Consider the following 18,756-nt stretch of genomic DNA (forward strand, 5'->3'; position numbering starts at 1 on the left):
TACTCATCCCTTCTCTCGTCAATGCCGATCACGTTCGGAATCCCGATGGCTGATTGCTACCGATTCCGTCTCGCTTACCCCCAGCATTTTGCCCAGATACTCTGCAATGGCTACGGAACGGTGTTTGCCGCCTGTACAGCCGATGCCGATAATAATCTGGGATTTGCCTTCCTTGCGGTATTGCGGAATAAGAAATTGAAGCATGTCAAGCAGCTTGGTCAGGAACGTCTGCGTTTCAGGCCATTTCATCACATAGTCATACACATCGTTGTCTTGGCCTGTCTTGGGCCGCAGCTGATCCACATAATGCGGATTAGGCAGGAAGCGGACATCGAACACCAGGTCAGCATCAATCGGAATACCATACTTGAACCCAAACGAAGTAATGTTAACGGAGAGGGTGCTTTTCCCGAGATGGGAGAACCGTGACACAATTTTTTCTTTTAGCTGTGCCGGCTTCATGCTGCTGGTATCCAGACACAGGGTAGCTGAATTCTTGAGCTCCTCCAGCATTTGGCGCTCCATCCGGATACCGTCAAGCGGCATGCCCTTGGGAGCAAGCGGGTGGTGACGCCGGCTCTCTTTGTAGCGTTGCACAAGCACTGAATCTGTTGCATCCAGGAAAAGAATCTCAAAGCCTATGGTCGACTCGTCCTTGATATAGGCCAGAGACTCCGACAGAGCGGTGAAGAATTCCCGTCCCCTGAGGTCGATCACGAGCGCCACTTTGGCGATTTTGCCTTTGGACTGCTCAATCAATTCGGCGAACTTCGGGATCAGCACTGGCGGAAGATTATCGACGCAGAAGAAGCCGAGATCCTCCAGGCTCTGCACTGCAATCGTCTTGCCTGCTCCCGACATGCCGGTAATGATGATCAGGGTGGCACGACCGGGCGATATTTGCTCGAATTCGGTCATTAGAGCGTCCCCTCCCTAAGGTTAGTATATGAATAATTCCTGCTCCTTAAGAACGCAGCAAAAGACCTGCCGCACCAATAATACCGGCATCATTGCCAAGCTCCGCAGGCACGATGGTAACACCAGTCTGCAGAGGTGCAGGTGTTAGCTTGGCGAATACACGGCGGACTTCATCAAACAGGATATCGCCGGCTTTGGATACGCCGCCGCCTACGATAAACACTTCCGGATTCAGTACCGCAGCCACCGCAGCCATCGATTTGCCCAGGTAGAATGCTGCACGGTTCACAATACGCAGAGCGACTTCATCGCCTGCCTTGGCAGCGTCAAAGACTTCCTTGGCCGCAATCTTCTCCACCGTGGACAGAGTGGTGCGGTCCCCGCGGGCCACTGCATCATTCGCCATGCGGATAATGCCAGTCGCAGAGGAAACGGTTTCCAAACAACCCATGTTCCCGCAGCCGCACTGGATAGCTTCCAGATCGGGAACTACTGTGATATGGCCAAGCTCTCCGGCCAGACCGGCAAAGCCCTGATACACCTTGCCATTGATAATAATTCCGCCGCCTACCCCTGTACCCAGCGTATAGCAGACGCAATTCTCAATGCCGCGTCCTGCACCGCTCCAAGCCTCGCCCAGCGCAGCCACATTGGCGTCATTGTCTATTTTGACAGGCTTGTTCAAACGACCTTCCAGAATGGAACGGATCGGCACATCTCTAAATCCTATGTTAGGCGCAAGGATGATGATTCCTTCACGAATATTCGTAAACCCGGCAAGCCCGGCTCCCACACCGGCAAGCTGTTCCCAGGAATACGGAGAGTCCTCCACAATCAGGCGCACATACTTCTCGATATTATCGATAACGGCATCGACGCCGTCTGCGGTCCCCGTTGGACCTTCGTAAGTGTGCAGCAGGCTTCCCTCGGCATTGCAGATTCCAACCTTAATCGTGGTTCCACCTAAATCCACGCCAACGTAGATATTTTCAGACATGTTACAAGCCACCTTTTTCTATGCTAAAATAGTTAATCCTACGTACCCACTATAATAGAAGCCTCCCCTGCGGTCAAGGAAAGGCGATACACCCGGGGCAATGTTCTTCAGGAAGCGGTATGGGATGTTTTGACATGCTCCGTCTGCGGACAACCCGCCTAACAAAAAGACCTTCTCACCCGGCAGGCAAGAAAGTCTGAAAGTAATCTTCTATTGCCCTGGTCCCTGTAAATCTGCCATTATTCCGACAAAATACGCTTTTGCCCCTCTAAGGCACGGATCGGAGCAATATTCTGTGTGAACTCCAGCGTCCCCATATAGCGGCCGGTCTCATCACGTACTGCGAAGTAGCGGATATAGATGAATTTATCTTTGATGGCAATCCAGAAATCCTCAGCATCCTTAATGCCTGCCTTGAAATCTGCCAGCAGCTTCTCCACCACATGCACGCTTTGCGGCGGATGACAGTTCTGCACCGTACGGCCGATAACCGCCTTGGTCCGGGCGAAGATCCGTTCCTTGCCATGTGAGAAGTAGCGGACCACATCGTTCTCATCGATAAAGGTCAAATCCACCGGCAGATGATTCATCATCGTCTCGAGCTGATGAAGCGACAACAGGCCGGTCTCAAAGCGGATGAAGCCCTGCGGTGATGCAGCTTCTCCTTCTTCCTGACTCTGGGCACCCTCCGGTTCAGCGGCACGCTCCGGAATCCATTCCTGCTCCGGCGCGGTCAGGCAGAAGCCGATTTCGTCACTTTCGCGGGCGATTTTGACCCATTCATCTTCAGTCAGCTTATCGAGCGCCATCGGCAGCAGAATATTCTCTTCTTTGAAGATCATCTCGTTGACTTCTTTAATGATCTCCTCCAGTGAAGCTGCAATCTGCTCAGACTCCCCGCTATACGCGCTGAGTGCTTTCTTGGCTTCCTTAATCATATTGCGGATCCCGTCATCCACGCCCCACATTACCTTGGTTGGACCATAAATGCCGTACTTCTCTAAGTAAGGAAACAGCAGATTCTCCTTGCGGCTGTAATGCTTGTCGAGGTCGAGCAATAGGCTCAGATCCTCCAGCAGCTTGAAGATGATCTCTTCGCTGGCGTTCTTCTTGAACTTGTCTGTGTGCAGCTCCAGCCGGAAGTTAACCAGCCGTTCAATCTCACGGTTCTCCAGCTTGAAGGTATGCACAGGATGCCCCGGCTGCTCTTCAGCCTTCGAGGAGCGGTGAATCTGCTCGATCGAGCCTTTGAAGATGGCCGTATGCACGGAGCATAGGCGCTGCACTTCCTCTACCGGAATACCCTCTTCGGTCATCAGGGAATGCTCCATGGCAGATATCTCAGCTACAGTCACATCGCCTACCGCTTCGGCAAAACGCGCCTTCACTTCCTCTACACTTTTACCCGCATGCAGCTCCTTGATGATCTCCTTCAGCATAGCCTGGCGGCGTGTCTGCTCCGGTACATCCACTTCACGGTTATTAATCAGTTCGCTCATTATATTCTCTCCTTCTATTCAATAATCTCGAAGCCGTGCTGCTCAAAGGCCAGCCGAACGGTTTCCAGCTCTATTCTCTTTAATTTCATGCCCTTGGATAATGTCATGAACCTGCCTGCCGTCTGCAGCATTCCAGGCTTCGTTATATCATGGAAACCCAGACCGGCCATAATATCTACGGCTTCCGGGTGCCTGGTTACCAGCTCCAATATAGACTCATCTAGCTTCAACACTTTGCTCAAGATCTGCACACCTCACAATTGAGAATTCTTCTCAGCAACAGCTTAGCATAGGGCAGGGGGGTAAATTGTGATTGCAGTCACTAAGTATAAAATTACCCCACAACATATTAGCTTTTAAGGAAAAAGCTGCCCGTACGCCTGTTACAGCATAGGGACAGCTATGTATGTTAAGAATTCACAGAATTCAAGGCTTCGGCTATGAAAAGCGTACATATAAAATTCCTTTGCAGGGTGCCGCCATTCCGGCCGATCAGCTTATGTAACCTGGCGCTTAATTCAATCTGCTCCGCTTCCTTCAGCCCGATGAACCCGTTGCAGGTCCGCAGGAAGTTAATGAAGCTATCCGCGTCATCCCTGCTGTCCCAAGGATACCGGTAGACCTCCGGGGCTCTGAAATTTCCGCTGCCGGACAGCTCTGCTACAGTTCGCTCCACTCTCTGTTCAATTACATCCCGCTTATTAAACCAGAATACCTCATACTCCGCACAGACCTCGGCAATCTCTTGCTCCATCTCACTGTCTCCCTGCAGATAAAAATTCCAAAAGAGCGCGAGCCGCCCTCCCGGCTTCAGCAGCCGCCCACATTTCTTGTAACCTTCCGGCTGCGGCACCCAATGAAAGGCTTGAGCGGAGAAGATCAGGTCGAAATCCTTCTCCGGCCCAGACCAGTGCTCGAATCTGGAGGTTACAAATCGCACGTTTTTATCCCTATGCTTCTGTCTTCCCAATTCCGCCAGTTGTGGGCCCGGTTCAATACATAGCAGCTCATACCCGCGGTCCAGGAATAATTCGGAGGCTTTACCGCTCCCGGCACCGATCTCAAGAATTCTGGACTCCTTAGTCAGAGAGGCTTCTCCTATTACCCGCTCAATAAGCGCGGAGGGATAGCTCGGCCGGTACATATCATAGAATGCCGCTGCCTCATTAAACCGTTCACTTTCTTTGAACCAATCCTTAGTCCCCATTTCACACACTCCCTTGTATTGGATAATGTGGTTTACGCTGGTTCATGTGCATAGTTTCACATAACCGAATAAGGGTACGCCAAAAAGCCGGCAGTCCCATTTCTGGAGCTGCCGGCCCGTACGCAAAAACTTTAGAAGCTTACGGCAAGCGCCGTATTATTTATCGAGCGATTCGCTCCAGTCATGCACCATGGTGCCTTCCAGGAACTTCTCGGCATCCATGGCGGCCATACAGCCGGTTCCGGCTGCCGATATCGCTTGACGGTAACGCGTATCCTGCACGTCGCCGCAAGCGAATACGCCGGGAATATTCGTCTCTGTGGTGCCCGGATTAACCACGATATAACCATTGGCATCCGTGTTAATCTGACCGCCCAAGAAAGCGGTATTCGGTGTATGTCCGATAGCGACAAATACACCATCCGCTTCCACCAGCTCGGTAAGTCCCGTCTCATTGTTAAGGACGGTGATGCCCTTAACTCCGGTATCGCCGACGGTTACTTCAAGCGGCGTGCGGTTCAGTGCCCATGACACCTTGCTGTTGTCGCGTGCGCGGTCCTGCATGATCTTCGAAGCACGCAGCTCCGGACGGCGGTGCACCAGCGTTACGCTGGAAGCAAAGCGGGTCAGGAAGCTGGCTTCCTCCATCGCGGAATCGCCGCCGCCGACCACGACAATCTTTTTGTTACGGAAAAAGAATCCGTCACAGGTCGCACAGGTGCTGACCCCGCGTCCTACATTCTCCTGCTCGCCCGGGATACCCAGGTATCTGGCGGAGGCGCCGGTCGAAATAATGACCGACTCCGCTTCCAGTACACCCATTCCGTCTACAGTCACCTTGAACGGACGCTGAGAGAAGTCAACCGACTCCACCCAGCCATTCTTGAATTCAGCGCCGAAGCGTTCGGCCTGCTTACGCATGTTGTCCATCAGATCAGGACCCAGAATTCCTTCAGGGAAGCCTGGAAAGTTCTCCACTTCTGTCGTCGTTGTCAGCTGTCCTCCCGGCTGCAAGCCTTCAATTACGAGCGGGCTCAGGTTCGCGCGCGCCAGATAAATCGCGGCAGTCAGCCCGGCCGGGCCTGTTCCGATTACAATCGTTTTGTACATTACATTGGCCTCCTTACAAGTAGGTTTGTATTTACAAGTGGAAACGGCTTTATCGTCCTTTTATTAAGACGGTACCGTTTCAGCGAGAAATATAAGGATAAGTTATCGTGAGAAACGTATAGATTCTTATATTTGAAAAAAGGGTTCAAATATTGTTGGTGGACGGCGACAAGCCGTCCGTTCCCGGCAGCATGCCCTGGGTATCGCATTCACTGTCGATCCGCCGTGCATAGCGGCTTACCATGGAGACCGAGACGCCGTAACGCTGTGCCGCCTCGCGGAAGGTGACCGGACGCCCGTGCAGCCTGGCAGTCAGATACTCCAGTGCCGCACACCAGCCGCCGTCATTGCGGAATAACGGTACATCCGGATACAGGCTGCCGATGAACTGCTTCCAGATAAACTCTGCATCCTTCTTCTGCACAGCATCATATCTCCGGTCCATCATGGCCACCGTATGATCGATAATCCGCTGCCAGTCTTCCTTCCATTCAGCCGGGCCCTTGGGGCTGGAAGCCGCTTGCAACGGCTCTTCCTCAGGAGCTGCAGCTTCTTCCAGATTCTCTCCAATCAGCCGCTGCAGGCTGAACAGCGCCGCCTCCTGCAGCCGGTCCTCCTGGAGCGGCTGATGCTCCAGAACTCCGCGCAGTACCTCGGACATCTCCTCATCCTCAATCCAGCGCAGGGCTTCGGTCACCTGCAGCTTCGTGGAGGAATCGCCGTAGCGCAGCGCCCAGAAGAACGAGGCTCGCAGCAGCGGATTGTTCCGTACTTCTTCGGTGAACTTGCCTGTATTCCCCTTCCACTGCTTAAGCTGCTCCTGGAAAGGCAATTGGTAATTATAGCTGACAGCAGGCATGGGTCTGTCTTCTCCCCGGGCTTGCTGGAGCTGGGACAGGAAGAATGCCGGCACGGCAGACTCAGGGTCCAGCTTCGCAGCCTGTCTCCAGCAGCGTAGCGCTTCAGTGTAGAGGCCGCTGTTGCTGGCCGCTGCTGCGCAGTAATGATACAGGCCGGCGTCTCCGGCGACCTCTTCATCCTTCAGCAGACGCCGGAAGTGGCTGTATGCTGCAGTATGTCTGCCCAGGATGCCCATCGTCGTGGCCATTTTGAATACATGCTCCTGATGAAAAGGCACAGTGGCTTCAAGCATGCCCAGCAGAGAATCCAGCTGCTCCTTGTCACCTGCATACTGCAGGAAGATCGCCATATTGCAGAGCGCATGCAGATTGCCGGGGTCCTGCTTCAGCACCTCGTTCAGGCATTCCTTCGCTTTGGCAAACCGGCCCATATAGAAATAAGCGAGGGCCAGGTTATTATGCGCAGCCAGAAAGTCCGGCGAGATCGCAATGATCTCTTCCAGCAGCTCTACGGCCTGGGGAAACTTGCCCTCCTCCAGCAGACTGCGGGCCCGGTCATGCTCGACCACACCCTCACGGCTGCGGATCCGCACAAGCGGAGCAGGACGGTTCAGCTCATATTGCAGCAGCTCCATCAGCTCTTCGGATTCGGCCATGAACTCGCCGCTGGCATCCTCCTCCAGATACGTGACCAGCGAACGCTCCGCCTCTTCAAAGCTTTCCATATTGGCGTAATTATTAGCCATATAGAAATGACATTCGGTCATTGCGGGATCAATCTTCTCCAGTACATGGGTCAGAATCTCATTAGATGCTGTGTAATTACCCATCTCAGATAATATACCCGCCATGTTGCAATGATTCACCGGATTATCCGGCTCATATTCAACAGCTTTGCGAAAATTCTTTAATGCCTTATCATATTGAAAGCGGTCAAGCGACCGTACGGCTCTTTCAAAGAAAAAATTGGCATCCAGAGTGACCGGAATCACATTACCGCTGTCCGTATCATTCTCTGAAGTTTTCTCAATCATGGAAGCAAGGCACCTCCCTTTGTAAGCTTCCCTAGCCTAACGAAAAATAGGAGAGCGGCATCAAATATATACCCATACTCCCTGTCTTAAGTGTTCTTTTCGTTTCCATTTATGGACTTGGCTGTCTTCTTCACACAGTATACCACATGTGGTAGTGAGATTCTCAACCGGGGAGGAGAGTTAAGGGGAGGAAAAAGCTTGAAAAGTTGCTGCTGCAGCATAACTGTAAAAAGAAACGCAGGGACTATATCCCCGCGTCTCTAAATAGCTTGTCTATGGAACCGCCTTCGATGATAATACGTGTGGCTTCTGCCAGCATAGGTGCAACAGAGAGCACCGAGAATCTGCTGGAGTGCTCATCCGGCAGCGCAATAGAATCCGTGACGACAATTTCGTCGATATTGGGATGATCCATCCGCTCCAGCGCATCTCCGGAGAACAGCCCGTGCGTGGCACAGACGATGCTGTTCCGGGCCCCGCGCTCCTTCAGCCCTTCTACCACATTGACGATCGTGGTCCCCGTATCAATAAGATCCTCAATAATAATCGGCGTTCTTCCCTCAACGTCTCCGATGACATGGGTAATCACCGATTCGTTATGAGCCGGACGTTTCTTGATCATGATGGCAAACGGAGAGTCCAGCCGGCTGGCCAGCTTCTCAGCCATGGAGGCGCGGCCTGCATCGGGTGATACGACTACCAGATCGGAGAGGCCTTTGATCTTCAAATAGCCGCTGATCAGATCAAGCGCAGTCAGATGATCCACGGGAATGTTGAAGAAACCCTGGATAGCCGCTGCATGCAGGTCAATAGTTATCACGCGGGTAGCTCCTGCAGTGGTCAGCACATCGGCAACCATTTTGGCTGAGATCGGCTCACGCGGCGCAGATTTGCGCTCCTGCCGGGCATACCCGTAATAAGGAACGATAATATTCACTGTTCTTGCCGATGCGCGTTTGGCAGCGTCGATCATGACCAGCAATTCTACAAACAGCTCGTTAATCGGATGAGCCAGGGATTGCACCAAAAATACGTCGCAGTTCCGGATGCTCTCTTCATAATGCACATATATCTCGCCGCTCTTGAAACGTGTCAGCTTAATCAGGCCCAGCGGTGCGCCAAGGCGCTCCGCAATATCAGCGGCCAGCTTCGGATTCGACGAACCGGAAAAAATACGTAATTGATGATGCATAGTACCCTCCTGGGATTATAATTTAAACTTCGAACGCAAGTGGAAACGGCTTTGCCGTCCTTGTATGGACGGTACCGTTTCAGCGAGAAATAGAAGGATAATATATAGCGCGAAGCCTATACATTCTTATATTTGGACGGATGTGCGGCGGCGTCCTTCGAACACAGCCAGTTCACGGAAGCCCGTGCGCCACAGCATTTCCCGCGCCTCCTGTAAGCCGTCTCCCAGCTTCAGAGGGTCATGGGCGTCTGAGCCCACGGTGAGCGGAATGCCCAGGGCATACGCCTGCTGAAGCACATGCTCAGCCGGGAACATTTCGGCGCAAGGCTTAGTGAGTCCCGAAGCATTCAGCTCCATCGCGATTCCGCTGCCGGATATAACCTTGAGCGTCTCCAGCTCCAGTGCTCTGGCCTCGGCTCTTCCTTCCGGAGTCTGCGGCCCGTAACCGAACCTTTTGATGACATCCATATGTCCTATAATATCATATAATCCCGATAACGCCGACTTCTGCACTGCATCATAATATCGGCGGTAGACGCTCATCACGTCCTGGCCTTCCCAGCCATGGGTCTGCCGGTGGTCCGTAATATCCCATTCTCCGAGAAAATGCACCGACCCGATCAGATAGTCCCACGGATAGGGTGCTAAAAGCTCGCGGATCTGCTCTTCATATCCCTCGATATAATCCGCTTCAAGCCCCACCCGCAGCTCAATCGTTCCGCGGTAGCGCTCCTTCAGCGTAAGACATTCCTCCACATAACGCGGAAGCTCCGCAAGCGGCATAGCCATCTCGGGATAATAGTGCTCCGGATCTACATGGATAAGCGGCAGATGATCGGACAGTCCAAGCTGCTGCAGCCCGAGCGCTATGCCGCGCTGCACATACTCTTCAAGCTTCCCTACGGCATGGCCGCAGCGCTCATGGTGGGTATGGTAATCAATACGCATGCTGAACCTTCCTCCTAGTCCCGGCGAGGCCGTTCATGGCGGGCACTCAGCTCTTCCAGAATCTCATCCAGCGGAAGCTTCCGCTCCTGCAGCAGGACCAGTAAATGATAGATCAGATCGCTGACTTCAAGGCGAAGCTCGGCATTATCTTTATTTTTGGCGGCGATAATGGTTTCGGAGGCTTCTTCGCCGACCTTCTTGAGAATCTTGTCGACGCCCTTATCAAACAGATAAGTAGTGTACGCCCCTTCCGGACGGTTCACTTCCCGCTCGGCAATTACGCGCTCCAGCTCACCCAGTACAGCAAAGCGGTCATGGCCTGCTGCTGCCGAGTTAACTGTACCCCCAGCTGCTTCAGCTGTTGCCGGTGCATCGAGGGGAATCTCGCGGAAGAAGCAGCTGTTCTCACCCGTATGGCAGGCCGGTCCTTCCGGCACAACTTTCACCAGTAGCGTATCGCTGTCACAATCGTAATGGATGGAGGTGATGGCCTGGGTATTGCCGGAGGTTCCGCCCTTATGCCAGAGCTCACTACGCGAACGGCTCCAGAACCAGGTCTGGCCGCTCTCAAGAGACAGCCGTAGTGACTCCGGATTCATATAGGCGAACATTAATACTTCCAGGGTACGGGCATCCTGCACCACTGCCGGCAGCAGGCCAGCTTCATTCCAGCGGATGCCTGACAATGCCTCCTGCTGGCTCTGCGCTATATCTTTCTTGTCCTCGCTCATCGGATCTCTACCCCTCTTTGCTTCAGATCAGCCTTCAAATCATGAATGGCAATCTCTTTATAGTGAAAAATAGTTGCCGCAAGTCCGGCATCTGCCTTGCCTGCGGTAAATACATCATAGAAATGATCAATTCTTCCCGCACCGCCGGAAGCAATTACAGGAATGCTCAGCAGATCGCAGACTGCTGCCGTCAGCTTCAGATCGAAGCCGTCCTTGGTGCCGTCGGCATCCATGCTTGTAAGCAGGATCTCGCCGGCTCCCAGCCGCTCAGCTTCCTTGGCCCAGGTAAGCGCCCGGATACCGGTAGGCGTACGGCCGCCGTGAGTGTACACTTCCCACTCGCCCCAAGCCTCATTATATTTGGCATCCATCGCCACCACAATGCACTGGGAGCCGAAGTGGCGGGCGCCTTCAAGAATCAGCTGCGGATTATTGACAGCTGCCGTATTAATGCCGATCTTGTCTGCACCGGCACGCAGGATCCGCTTCATGTCCTCAGGTGTCGAAATCCCGCCGCCCACCGTGAATGGAATAGCAATCTCCCCGGCAGTCTGCCGCACGACCTCGACCATGGTCGCCCGGCCTTCCACCGATGCGGAGATATCCAGAAATACCAGCTCATCTGCACCTTCGCTATCATATAAAGCCGCCAGCTCCACCGGATCTCCGGCATCGCGCAGATTTACGAAATTAACGCCTTTTACCACCCGCCCGTCCTTCACATCCAGACAGGGGATAATCCGTTTGGCTAACATCCAAGACCCCTCCTTCACAGGCTAACAAAAGTAATTACTAAGCCCGTAACCCCTACGCCTTACCCAGCGCCTGCAGGGCTTCAGCCAGATCAATATTGCCGGTGTAGAGCGCCTTGCCGACAATCGCTCCACCGATCCCGCTGCCGCTATGTACGCTCAGACGCAGCAGATCGTCCAGGCTGGTAACACCGCCGGAGGCGATTACGGTTTTGCCGCTCGCCCCGGCCATGGACAGAATACCCTCCACGTTCGGACCCTGCATCATCCCGTCACGGGAGATATCTGTGTAGATGAAGGTCTCTGCACCCTTGGCTGCCAGCTCCTTGGCCAGATCCTCTGCGCGCACCTCGGAGGTATTAAGCCACCCATGCGTAGCCACATAGCCGTTACGGGCGTCAATACCGATCGCTACCTTATCGCCATACTTCGCGAGAACCGCCTCTGTAAAAGCATAATCATTGATCGCCGCCGTTCCAATAATGACCCGGCTGATGCCAAGACCCAGCAGCTTCTCCACATCCGCAAGCGTGCGGAGACCGCCGCCGACCTGAACCGGAACATTGGCATTCCTGGCAATGGCTCCGATGATGGCATCATTAACGGGATGCCCGGCCTTGGCGCCGTCCAGATCGACCAGATGGATAAACTGTCCGCCCTGCTCTTCCCAAGACTTGGCCACCTGAACCGGGCTGTCGTTATAAATAGTTTCCTGGCTGTAATCCCCCTGCTGCAACCGGACACATTTGCCGTCCCGGATATCAATTGCCGGATATACGATAAAAGAAGACATGTAGCGCTCCCCGCTTTCATTACAATTTGCAATATAGTTATTCAGGCTTCACGCCTGCTCTCTTCGAAGCCGCAGGAAATTCCCCAGCAGCTTGATGCCAAGCTCGCCGCTTTTCTCAGGGTGAAACTGCATGCCGTACACATTGTTCCGCCCGACTACAGCCGTTACCGGATGTCCATAATCCGTGACCGCCAGCAGGTCGCTGTCGCTACCCGCAAGTACATGATAGGAATGGACGAAGTAGACATGCCCTTCCTCAAGGCCGGTCAGAAGCGGACTCGCCGGCTGGAGGAAGCCCAGCCTGTTCCAGCCCATATGCGGCACCTTGTAGCCGTCACGGGGTGCGAAGCGTACCACCGAGCCCGGCAGAAGATCCAGCCCCTTATGCTCGCCATGCTCCTCGCTGCTGCTGAACAGCAGCTGCATACCGAGGCATATGCCCAGCAGCGGCAGTCCCGCTTCAGCTGCAGCCTTAACTACAACATCCATTCCGCTCGCCCGCAGATGCTCCATCGCATCGCCGAATGCACCGACACCCGGCAGGATTACGCTGTCTGCCGCCAGAATCTCACCGGCATCTGCCGTCACCAGACTCGTATACCCCAGGCGTTCCACCGCCTTGCTGACACTGTGCAGGTTGCCCATGCCGTAATCGACGATTGCAACGGTCATGCTACAGCACTCCCTTCGTCGAAGGCACACCCTTCACCCGGGGGTCCACTTGTGTCGCTTCATCCAGCGCCCGTCCCAGTGCCTTGAAGACCGCTTCAATCATGTGATGGGTATTGGAGCCGTAATGTACAATGACATGCAGTGTAATTCTCGCTTCCAGCGCAAATTTCCAGAGGAATTCGTGAACCAGCTCCGTAGAGAAGCTGCCTACCTGCTGCGAAGGATACGTTGCCCGGTATTCAAAATGCGGCCGGTTGCTGATATCAATCACTACCTGAGCCAGTGCCTCATCCATGGGGATGAAGACACTCGCATAACGCTTGATGCCTTTTTTGTCGCCAAGCGCTTCCCGCAGCGCCTGTCCCAGACAGATACCGATATCCTCAACCGTGTGGTGGTCATCGATATCGATGTCGCCCCGCGCCTGTACGCTCAGATCAAACTGTCCATGCTTGGTGAATAGATCCAGCATATGATTCAGAAAAGGCACATCGGTCTCCAGTTCGGAAACTCCGCTGCCGTCCACAGCAAAGGTCAACGCGATGTCCGTTTCGTTGGTTGTACGGCTAAGTCCGGCCTTGCGCAGCGCCACTTCATTATTATTGTTCTCCATTTCCGTCTCCACCTTTCGCTTCGTTCTCCAGCCGGATCTCTATTGCGCGGGCATGGCCCTCCAGGCCCTCGCGCCGGGCGAGCTCCATAATCGCCGCCCCGTCCCGCAGCAGTGCTTCCTTGCTGTAATAGATCAGGCTGGATTTCTTAATGAAATCATCCACGTCCACAGGCGAGGAGAACCTTGCTGTGCCGTTGGTCGGTATAATATGGTTCGGTCCGGCGAAGTAATCGCCGACCGGCTCCGAGCTGTACGGACCCAGGAAGATTGCCCCGGCGTTCTCAATCGCGCCGGTCAGTGCCATCGGGTCCGCCACGACAATCTCCAGATGCTCCGGCGCCAGCCGGTTTACAATGGAGATGCCCTCTTCGAGCGATTCCACGACGATAATCGCGCCGTAGTTCTCCACCGAGGCCCGCGCGATAGCTTCGCGCGGCAACGTCTGCAGCTGTCGTTCTACTTCGGCAGCAACAGCCTCCGCGAGACGCTGCGACGGCGTCACGAGGATCGCCGAGGCCATCTCGTCGTGCTCGGCCTGCGAGAGCAGGTCGGCCGCGACGTAGGCGGCCTCAGCGGTATCGTCGGCGAGCACGACGATCTCGCTCGGTCCGGCGATGCTGTCGATATCGACAGCGCCGTAGACCTCGCGTTTGGCCAGGGCCACGTAGATGTTCCCTGGCCCGCAGATCTTATCGACCGGCACGATCGATTCCGTGCCGAAGGCCAGGGCAGCGATCGCCTGCGCGCCGCCTACGCGGTATATCTCGTTTACGCCCGCCTCAGCGGCGGCAACGAGAATATAGGGATCGATGCCTTCGAAGCCGCCCGTCGAAGGCGGTGTAACCATCACGATCTCCGGCACGCCGGCGATCTGTGCCGGAATAACGTTCATCAGCACCGAGGACGGATACGCTGCCTTGCCCCCGGGAACATAGACGCCCACCCGCTTCAGCGGGCGGATGATCTGTCCGAGGATCGTGCCGTCCGGCTGCAAATCCATCCAGGAATTGCGCTTCTGCCGCGCATGGAACGCACGGATATTGACAGCTGCCGCCCGGATTGCCGTCACGAAGGACTCCTCTACCCGGCCATAGGCGGCCTCTAGCTCCTCCTGCGTTACCCGCAGCTGCGCAGGCGTCAGCACTGCGCCGTCGAAGCGCTCCGTATACCGGAGCAATGCCGCATCACCTTCCTGTTTGATACCGGCCACGATTTCACGTACCGCCTTGTTCTGCTCCGGCGTGCCGTATTCCACTTCACGCTGCAGCTTAAACTCCTTACTGGACTGGACCTTCACCGCTGCTTCCCCCCTGAACTTTCTATTTACTAGCTAGGCTCAGCCGTAACTACGGATAATGTTTGGACTTCCGCTCCTACAGTTCCAAACTTCCCCTTCGTCACTTCTATCCTTTTTTCATCTCTTAAAGTTTAATCTGTATAGCTTATTTAATCTGCAGCTCCGGGCCTGCAATCACGGCCTGCAGGCGGTCACACAGCTGCTGGATTTCCTCATTCTTCATCCGGTAGCTTACCCGGTTGGCCACCAGGCGGCTGGTAATTTCGAAGATACTGGTCATTTCCACCAGCCCGTTATCCTTCAGGGTCTGGCCGGTCTCCACCATATCCACGATCCGGTCAGCCAAGCCGATCAGCGGTGCCAGCTCGATCGAGCCGTTCAGCTTCACCACCTCGACCTGCTGACCCTGCTCACGGAAGTACCGTGAGGCCACATTCGGATATTTGGTCGCTACCCGCTGCTGGATGCCCGGCTGCCAGTTCGGGAGTCCGATAATCGACATCCGGCAGCGGGCAATCCCCAGATCAAGCAGCTCGTACACATCACGGTTTTCTTCAAGCAGTACATCTTTGCCGACAATACCGATATCCGCTACACCATACTCTACATATGTAGGCACATCTACCGGCTTGGCGAGAATAAACTCCATTCCGGCTTCCGGCAGTGAAATCACCAGCTTACGTGATTCTTCCCCGTCCGGAGGAATCGGCAGTCCCGCCTTGCGGAACAGCTCTGCCGCTTTGTTGTAAATCCGGCCTTTCGGCATGGCTACCTTAAGAATCTGTGCCATTCATACCCGCCTCCGTTTCTATTTCCGCTACATACTTGCAGGGATTACTTGGGTTCACATATTCCTTCACTTCACGTATTGTCACCTATTGCTTCATACCACATTTATGAGATCAGCCAATCAACCTGCTCCGCTCAGCCATGCTCGCTGATAAAAGACACAAACGTATAAATCTCTCCGTAACGTTCACCCTCTGCCTCTACGGTATCCGTATCCAGGCGCTTCACAACCTTCAGCTCTTCCGGGCCTGCCGCCAGCCGGGTTACCACAGCGTGGCCCTCATTCCGCAGCCGGGCCGCCTCAGCAAGACCTTCCTGACGCCGCAGGGCATCGTACTGGACCAGTACCGGCAGTTCTTCCTCTTCGGTTACTCCGGATACACCATCCAGAATACGGTTGGTCTTCAGCGAGAAGCCTGTCGACGGAATCGGGCGTCCAAACTGCTGAAGCAGATTGTCGTACCTTCCGCCGCTGCATACCGGGAAGCCCAGCTCAGAAGCATAACCTTCAAATGTCATGCCCGTATAATAGGAGAAATCACCGATCATCGTCAGATCAATCAGCACATGCTGAGAGACACCGTATGCGACAAGTACCTCCCATACCTTGCATAAATGCTCAATGGAAGCGCGTGCCAGCGGATGGCTGCTGAGCTCCAGCGCCTGTCCGCAGATTTCCTTGCCTCCCCGCAGCCGCAGCAGTCCGTCCAGTTCCTTCTTCTGGGCTTCCGGCAGTTCCAGGCGGCGCAGCGTCTCCCGGAAAGCGACATAATCACGGCCCAGCAGATGACTCTTCAGCTCTTCCTGGGCCTGCGGGAGGCCGGATACCGCTTCCTGGAACAGACCGTCGAGGAAGCCTACATGCCCTATCGCAATTTTAAAAGATTTCACTCCCGCGGCCTCCAGCGAGGCAATTGCCAGTGCAACGACCTCAGCATCCGCCTCTGGTGAATCATCTCCGACAAGCTCCACTCCGGTCTGGAAGAATTCTGCTTCCCGGCCGGCCTCCTCTTCGATAGCACGGAAGACATTGGCATGATAGGACAGGCGCAGCGGCAGCGGTTCGTCCTTCAATAAGGAGGAGACTACGCGGGCAACGGGCGCTGTCATTTCTGAACGCAGCACGAGTGCCTGACCGCGGTTATTCAGTAATTTATACAACTTCTGGTCTGACGTGGAACTGGCCACACCGACCGTATCGTAATATTCAAGGGTGGGAGTAATCATCTGGCGGTAGCCCCAGCGGCTCATGCAGTGCAGCACATCGTTCTCAATCTTGCGCAGCTTCGTTACCGCACGCGGGAGATAATCCCGTACGCCGGCAGGCTTTTCGAATCCCTTTGGTTTGGACATCTTCACTTTTCACCTCATCAGATATCATAAGAAGTATCTTCAAGTGCTTTAATATGGTAAAGTGGTAGTAAACTAAAGCAGTGGTAATATCGTATCACGGACTATCCTTTTGCGTCAACAATCTCCTTCTATACCCGCCAGTTTCGGAAGCTTGGACTATATGTTAAGCAGCGCCTATCCATCCTCTCTTTGCCACCGTGATTACCTGCGAATATAATAAGCTGTAGAACATGAACTTCAGAATGTTTCATGCGAAATATATAATATAATTGTACTTTATTTCCTGCATTAAGTATTCCCGGTATCTATTTCAGAGCAGAAAGAAGGACTGACGGCTTGAGTACATCCTATATGATCGGCGTTGATATTGGAACCACCAGCACCAAGGCTGTCCTCTTCGAGGAGAACGGAACAATCATCACACAGAGCAACCAGGGCTATCCGCTGCATCAGCCTTCCCCTTCTGTCGCAGAACAGGACCCTGATCAGATTCTGCAGGCTGTCCAGCACACTATCTCTTCAGTCATGCAGAACAGCCACGTCCCTCCTGGACAGGTTCTGCTTGTCTCCTTCAGCTCGGCCATGCACAGCGTGATTGCTGTAGATTCTTCCGGCAAACCGCTTACCGCCTGCATCACCTGGGCCGATAACCGGAGCAGTGCAGCTGCCCGGCGGCTGAAGAATGAACTGAACGGGCATGAGCTGTATATGCGGACAGGAACACCTGTCCATCCGATGTCTCCAATTACCAAGCTGATGTGGCTCGGTGAGGAGCATCCGGAGCTGTTCAGCCAGACCCATAAATTCATCTCCATTAAAGAATATATCTTCTTCAAGCTGTTCGGCAAATATGTAATTGATCATTCCATTGCCTCTTCTACAGGTATGTTCAATCTGGAGAAGCTTGACTGGGACGCTGAGGCGCTCCGTATCGCCGGAATTACTCCAGAACGTCTATCAAGACCGGTGCCCACCACGCAGATCCTGCAGGGGCTGCTTCCGGGGCTTCCGGAAGAGCTTGGACTTCTGGCCGCCACACCGTTTGTCGTAGGCGCCAGTGACGGTGTCCTGTCCAATCTGGGGGTCGGTGCCATAGAGCCGGGGGTTATTGCCGCGACTATAGGAACCAGCGGTGCCATCCGCACCGTGGTCGACCGGCCGCTGACCGACCCGAAAGGGCGGACCTTCTGCTATGCACTAACGGACAAGCACTGGGTTATTGGCGGACCCGTGAATAATGGCGGCATGCTGTTCCGCTGGGTGCGTGATGAGTTCGCCGCCTCTGAGGTAGAGACCGCGAAGCGCCTCGGTATTGATCCTTATGAGGTTCTAACCCGGATCGCCGAGCAGGTACCGCCAGGCAGCAATGGCCTGCTCTTTCATCCCTATCTGACCGGTGAGCGTGCCCCGCTGTGGAACCCCGATGCGCGCGGCTCCTTCTTCGGACTGAGCATGAATCACCGCAAAGAGCATATGATCCGCTCTGTGCTGGAGGGTGTCATCTTCAATATGTATACCGTCCTGCTCGCTATGGAGGAAATTATCGGCCAGCCGGGCAGAATCCTGGCTACCGGCGGCTTCGCCCGCTCCGCTCTATGGCGGCAGATGATGGCGGACATATTTGATCAGGAGGTGGTAGTCCCTGAGAGCTTCGAGAGCTCCTGTCTTGGCGCCGTTGTCCTCGGGCTGTACGCCATCGGCCGGATCGATTCCTTCGATTCCGTATTCGGCATGATTGGCTCGACCCACCGCCATGAACCCGACCAGGCACATGCCAAAGTCTATAAGCAGCTGCTGCCCATCTATATCTCCGTATACCGCAGCCTCGAAGGCCAATATCAGGCGATTGCCGATTTCCAGCGCGAACAGGCCGGAGAGTAGTCTGCAATCCTGCCAATATATGAATAAAAGCGCCAACTGGCCCGCATCTGCGGCCAGTCGGCGCTTTTATCATTCTGGATTTGAAGTCCCCTTCATTACTGCATTTCAAG

18 protein-coding genes are annotated in these 18,756 nt (G+C 54.4%); 1 reads left to right on the plus strand and 17 read right to left on the minus strand.

The window, feature by feature from the left end; translation table 11 throughout:
- Positions 1 to 18: 18 nt before the first annotated feature.
- From rapZ to NYE33_RS03415, 17 genes are all read right to left on the minus strand, one after another.
- Positions 19 to 918, minus strand: a complete 900-nt coding sequence (gene rapZ / locus NYE33_RS03335; protein WP_039302396.1) for an RNase adapter RapZ — start codon at positions 916 to 918, stop codon at positions 19 to 21.
- Between the two features lie 46 nt (positions 919 to 964).
- Positions 965 to 1,915, minus strand: coding sequence for an ROK family glucokinase (locus NYE33_RS03340; protein ID WP_039302392.1), 951 nt, complete (start codon positions 1,913 to 1,915; stop codon positions 965 to 967).
- Positions 1,916 to 2,154: 239 nt separating this feature from the next.
- Positions 2,155 to 3,414 (minus strand): DUF438 domain-containing protein, encoded by a 1,260-nt coding sequence (locus NYE33_RS03345; protein ID WP_171720821.1) that lies wholly within the window; start codon positions 3,412 to 3,414, stop codon positions 2,155 to 2,157.
- Positions 3,415 to 3,428: 14 nt separating this feature from the next.
- A complete protein-coding gene (locus NYE33_RS03350; protein ID WP_042231578.1) occupies positions 3,429 to 3,656 on the minus strand; it encodes a DUF1858 domain-containing protein in 228 nt (75 codons plus the stop codon).
- Between the two features lie 167 nt (positions 3,657 to 3,823).
- On the minus strand, positions 3,824 to 4,621 hold the full coding sequence (locus NYE33_RS03355; RefSeq protein ID WP_341064780.1) for a class I SAM-dependent methyltransferase: 798 nt from the start codon (positions 4,619 to 4,621) through the stop codon (positions 3,824 to 3,826).
- Positions 4,622 to 4,777: 156 nt separating this feature from the next.
- Entirely contained in the window at positions 4,778 to 5,731 is a 954-nt protein-coding gene (gene trxB / locus NYE33_RS03360; protein WP_039302384.1) for a thioredoxin-disulfide reductase, read from the minus strand.
- 145 nt (positions 5,732 to 5,876) lie between these two features.
- Positions 5,877 to 7,625: a tetratricopeptide repeat protein gene (locus NYE33_RS03365; protein WP_076243417.1), complete on the minus strand. Its 1,749-nt coding sequence runs from the start codon at positions 7,623 to 7,625 to the stop codon at positions 5,877 to 5,879.
- Positions 7,626 to 7,869: 244 nt separating this feature from the next.
- Positions 7,870 to 8,817 carry a ribose-phosphate diphosphokinase gene (locus tag NYE33_RS03370; RefSeq protein WP_039302378.1) on the minus strand — a complete coding sequence of 316 codons (948 nt, stop codon included), beginning with the start codon at positions 8,815 to 8,817 and terminating at the stop codon, positions 7,870 to 7,872.
- 126 nt (positions 8,818 to 8,943) lie between these two features.
- Positions 8,944 to 9,765 carry a histidinol-phosphatase HisJ gene (hisJ, locus tag NYE33_RS03375; protein WP_076243416.1) on the minus strand — a complete coding sequence of 274 codons (822 nt, stop codon included), beginning with the start codon at positions 9,763 to 9,765 and terminating at the stop codon, positions 8,944 to 8,946.
- Between the two features lie 14 nt (positions 9,766 to 9,779).
- Entirely contained in the window at positions 9,780 to 10,496 is a 717-nt protein-coding gene (hisIE, locus tag NYE33_RS03380) for a bifunctional phosphoribosyl-AMP cyclohydrolase/phosphoribosyl-ATP diphosphatase HisIE (RefSeq protein ID WP_076243415.1), read from the minus strand.
- Entirely contained in the window at positions 10,493 to 11,251 is a 759-nt protein-coding gene (gene hisF, locus NYE33_RS03385; RefSeq protein WP_039302370.1) for an imidazole glycerol phosphate synthase subunit HisF, read from the minus strand. Before hisF ends, hisIE begins: the two co-directional genes overlap by 4 nt.
- A gap of 52 nt (positions 11,252 to 11,303) precedes the next feature.
- On the minus strand, positions 11,304 to 12,041 hold the full coding sequence (hisA, locus tag NYE33_RS03390; protein ID WP_042132744.1) for a 1-(5-phosphoribosyl)-5-[(5-phosphoribosylamino)methylideneamino]imidazole-4-carboxamide isomerase: 738 nt from the start codon (positions 12,039 to 12,041) through the stop codon (positions 11,304 to 11,306).
- Positions 12,042 to 12,089: 48 nt separating this feature from the next.
- Positions 12,090 to 12,713 (minus strand): imidazole glycerol phosphate synthase subunit HisH, encoded by a 624-nt coding sequence (gene hisH / locus NYE33_RS03395; RefSeq protein WP_076243414.1) that lies wholly within the window; start codon positions 12,711 to 12,713, stop codon positions 12,090 to 12,092.
- A gap of 1 nt (position 12,714) precedes the next feature.
- Entirely contained in the window at positions 12,715 to 13,326 is a 612-nt protein-coding gene (hisB, locus tag NYE33_RS03400; protein WP_042132742.1) for an imidazoleglycerol-phosphate dehydratase HisB, read from the minus strand.
- The gene (gene hisD / locus NYE33_RS03405; protein ID WP_042132741.1) at positions 13,313 to 14,623 is read right to left on the minus strand and encodes a histidinol dehydrogenase; all 1,311 of its coding nucleotides are present in this window, start codon (positions 14,621 to 14,623) and stop codon (positions 13,313 to 13,315) included. Before hisD ends, hisB begins: the two co-directional genes overlap by 14 nt.
- Positions 14,624 to 14,768: 145 nt before the next feature.
- Complete coding sequence (hisG, locus tag NYE33_RS03410; protein ID WP_039302355.1) at positions 14,769 to 15,413, minus strand: ATP phosphoribosyltransferase; 645 nt, start codon at positions 15,411 to 15,413, stop codon at positions 14,769 to 14,771.
- 134 nt (positions 15,414 to 15,547) lie between these two features.
- Positions 15,548 to 16,765, minus strand: a complete 1,218-nt coding sequence (locus NYE33_RS03415) for an ATP phosphoribosyltransferase regulatory subunit (protein ID WP_042132740.1) — start codon at positions 16,763 to 16,765, stop codon at positions 15,548 to 15,550.
- 351 nt (positions 16,766 to 17,116) lie between these two features.
- Here NYE33_RS03415 and gntK point away from each other — a divergent pair, with 351 nt between their 5' ends.
- Positions 17,117 to 18,646 carry a gluconokinase gene (gene gntK / locus NYE33_RS03420; RefSeq protein ID WP_445669801.1) on the plus strand — a complete coding sequence of 510 codons (1,530 nt, stop codon included), beginning with the start codon at positions 17,117 to 17,119 and terminating at the stop codon, positions 18,644 to 18,646.
- Positions 18,647 to 18,756 lie beyond the last annotated feature (110 nt).

Source organism: Paenibacillus sp. FSL R10-2199 (genome assembly GCF_038000235.1).
Classification (GTDB): Bacteria; Bacillota; Bacilli; order Paenibacillales; family Paenibacillaceae; genus Paenibacillus_AQ; species Paenibacillus_AQ phytohabitans.

Excerpts from the sequence above, each read along its gene's own strand:
- rapZ (WP_039302396.1), bottom strand. The coding sequence starts at position 918 with ATGACCGAATTCGAGCAAATATCGCCCGGTCGTGCCACCCTGATCATC.
- NYE33_RS03340 (WP_039302392.1), bottom strand. The coding sequence starts at position 1,915 with ATGTCTGAAAATATCTACGTTGGCGTGGATTTAGGTGGAACCACGATT.
- NYE33_RS03345 (WP_171720821.1), bottom strand. The coding sequence starts at position 3,414 with ATGAGCGAACTGATTAATAACCGTGAAGTGGATGTACCGGAGCAGACA.
- NYE33_RS03355 (WP_341064780.1), bottom strand. The coding sequence starts at position 4,621 with ATGGGGACTAAGGATTGGTTCAAAGAAAGTGAACGGTTTAATGAGGCA.
- trxB (WP_039302384.1), bottom strand. The coding sequence starts at position 5,731 with ATGTACAAAACGATTGTAATCGGAACAGGCCCGGCCGGGCTGACTGCC.
- NYE33_RS03365 (WP_076243417.1), bottom strand. The coding sequence starts at position 7,625 with ATGATTGAGAAAACTTCAGAGAATGATACGGACAGCGGTAATGTGATT.
- NYE33_RS03370 (WP_039302378.1), bottom strand. The coding sequence starts at position 8,817 with ATGCATCATCAATTACGTATTTTTTCCGGTTCGTCGAATCCGAAGCTG.
- hisJ (WP_076243416.1), bottom strand. The coding sequence starts at position 9,765 with ATGCGTATTGATTACCATACCCACCATGAGCGCTGCGGCCATGCCGTA.
- hisIE (WP_076243415.1), bottom strand. The coding sequence starts at position 10,496 with ATGAGCGAGGACAAGAAAGATATAGCGCAGAGCCAGCAGGAGGCATTG.
- hisF (WP_039302370.1), bottom strand. The coding sequence starts at position 11,251 with ATGTTAGCCAAACGGATTATCCCCTGTCTGGATGTGAAGGACGGGCGG.
- hisA (WP_042132744.1), bottom strand. The coding sequence starts at position 12,041 with ATGTCTTCTTTTATCGTATATCCGGCAATTGATATCCGGGACGGCAAA.
- hisH (WP_076243414.1), bottom strand. The coding sequence starts at position 12,713 with ATGACCGTTGCAATCGTCGATTACGGCATGGGCAACCTGCACAGTGTC.
- hisB (WP_042132742.1), bottom strand. The coding sequence starts at position 13,326 with ATGGAGAACAATAATAATGAAGTGGCGCTGCGCAAGGCCGGACTTAGC.
- hisG (WP_039302355.1), bottom strand. The coding sequence starts at position 15,413 with ATGGCACAGATTCTTAAGGTAGCCATGCCGAAAGGCCGGATTTACAAC.
- NYE33_RS03415 (WP_042132740.1), bottom strand. The coding sequence starts at position 16,765 with ATGTCCAAACCAAAGGGATTCGAAAAGCCTGCCGGCGTACGGGATTAT.
- gntK (WP_445669801.1), top strand. The coding sequence starts at position 17,117 with ATGATCGGCGTTGATATTGGAACCACCAGCACCAAGGCTGTCCTCTTC.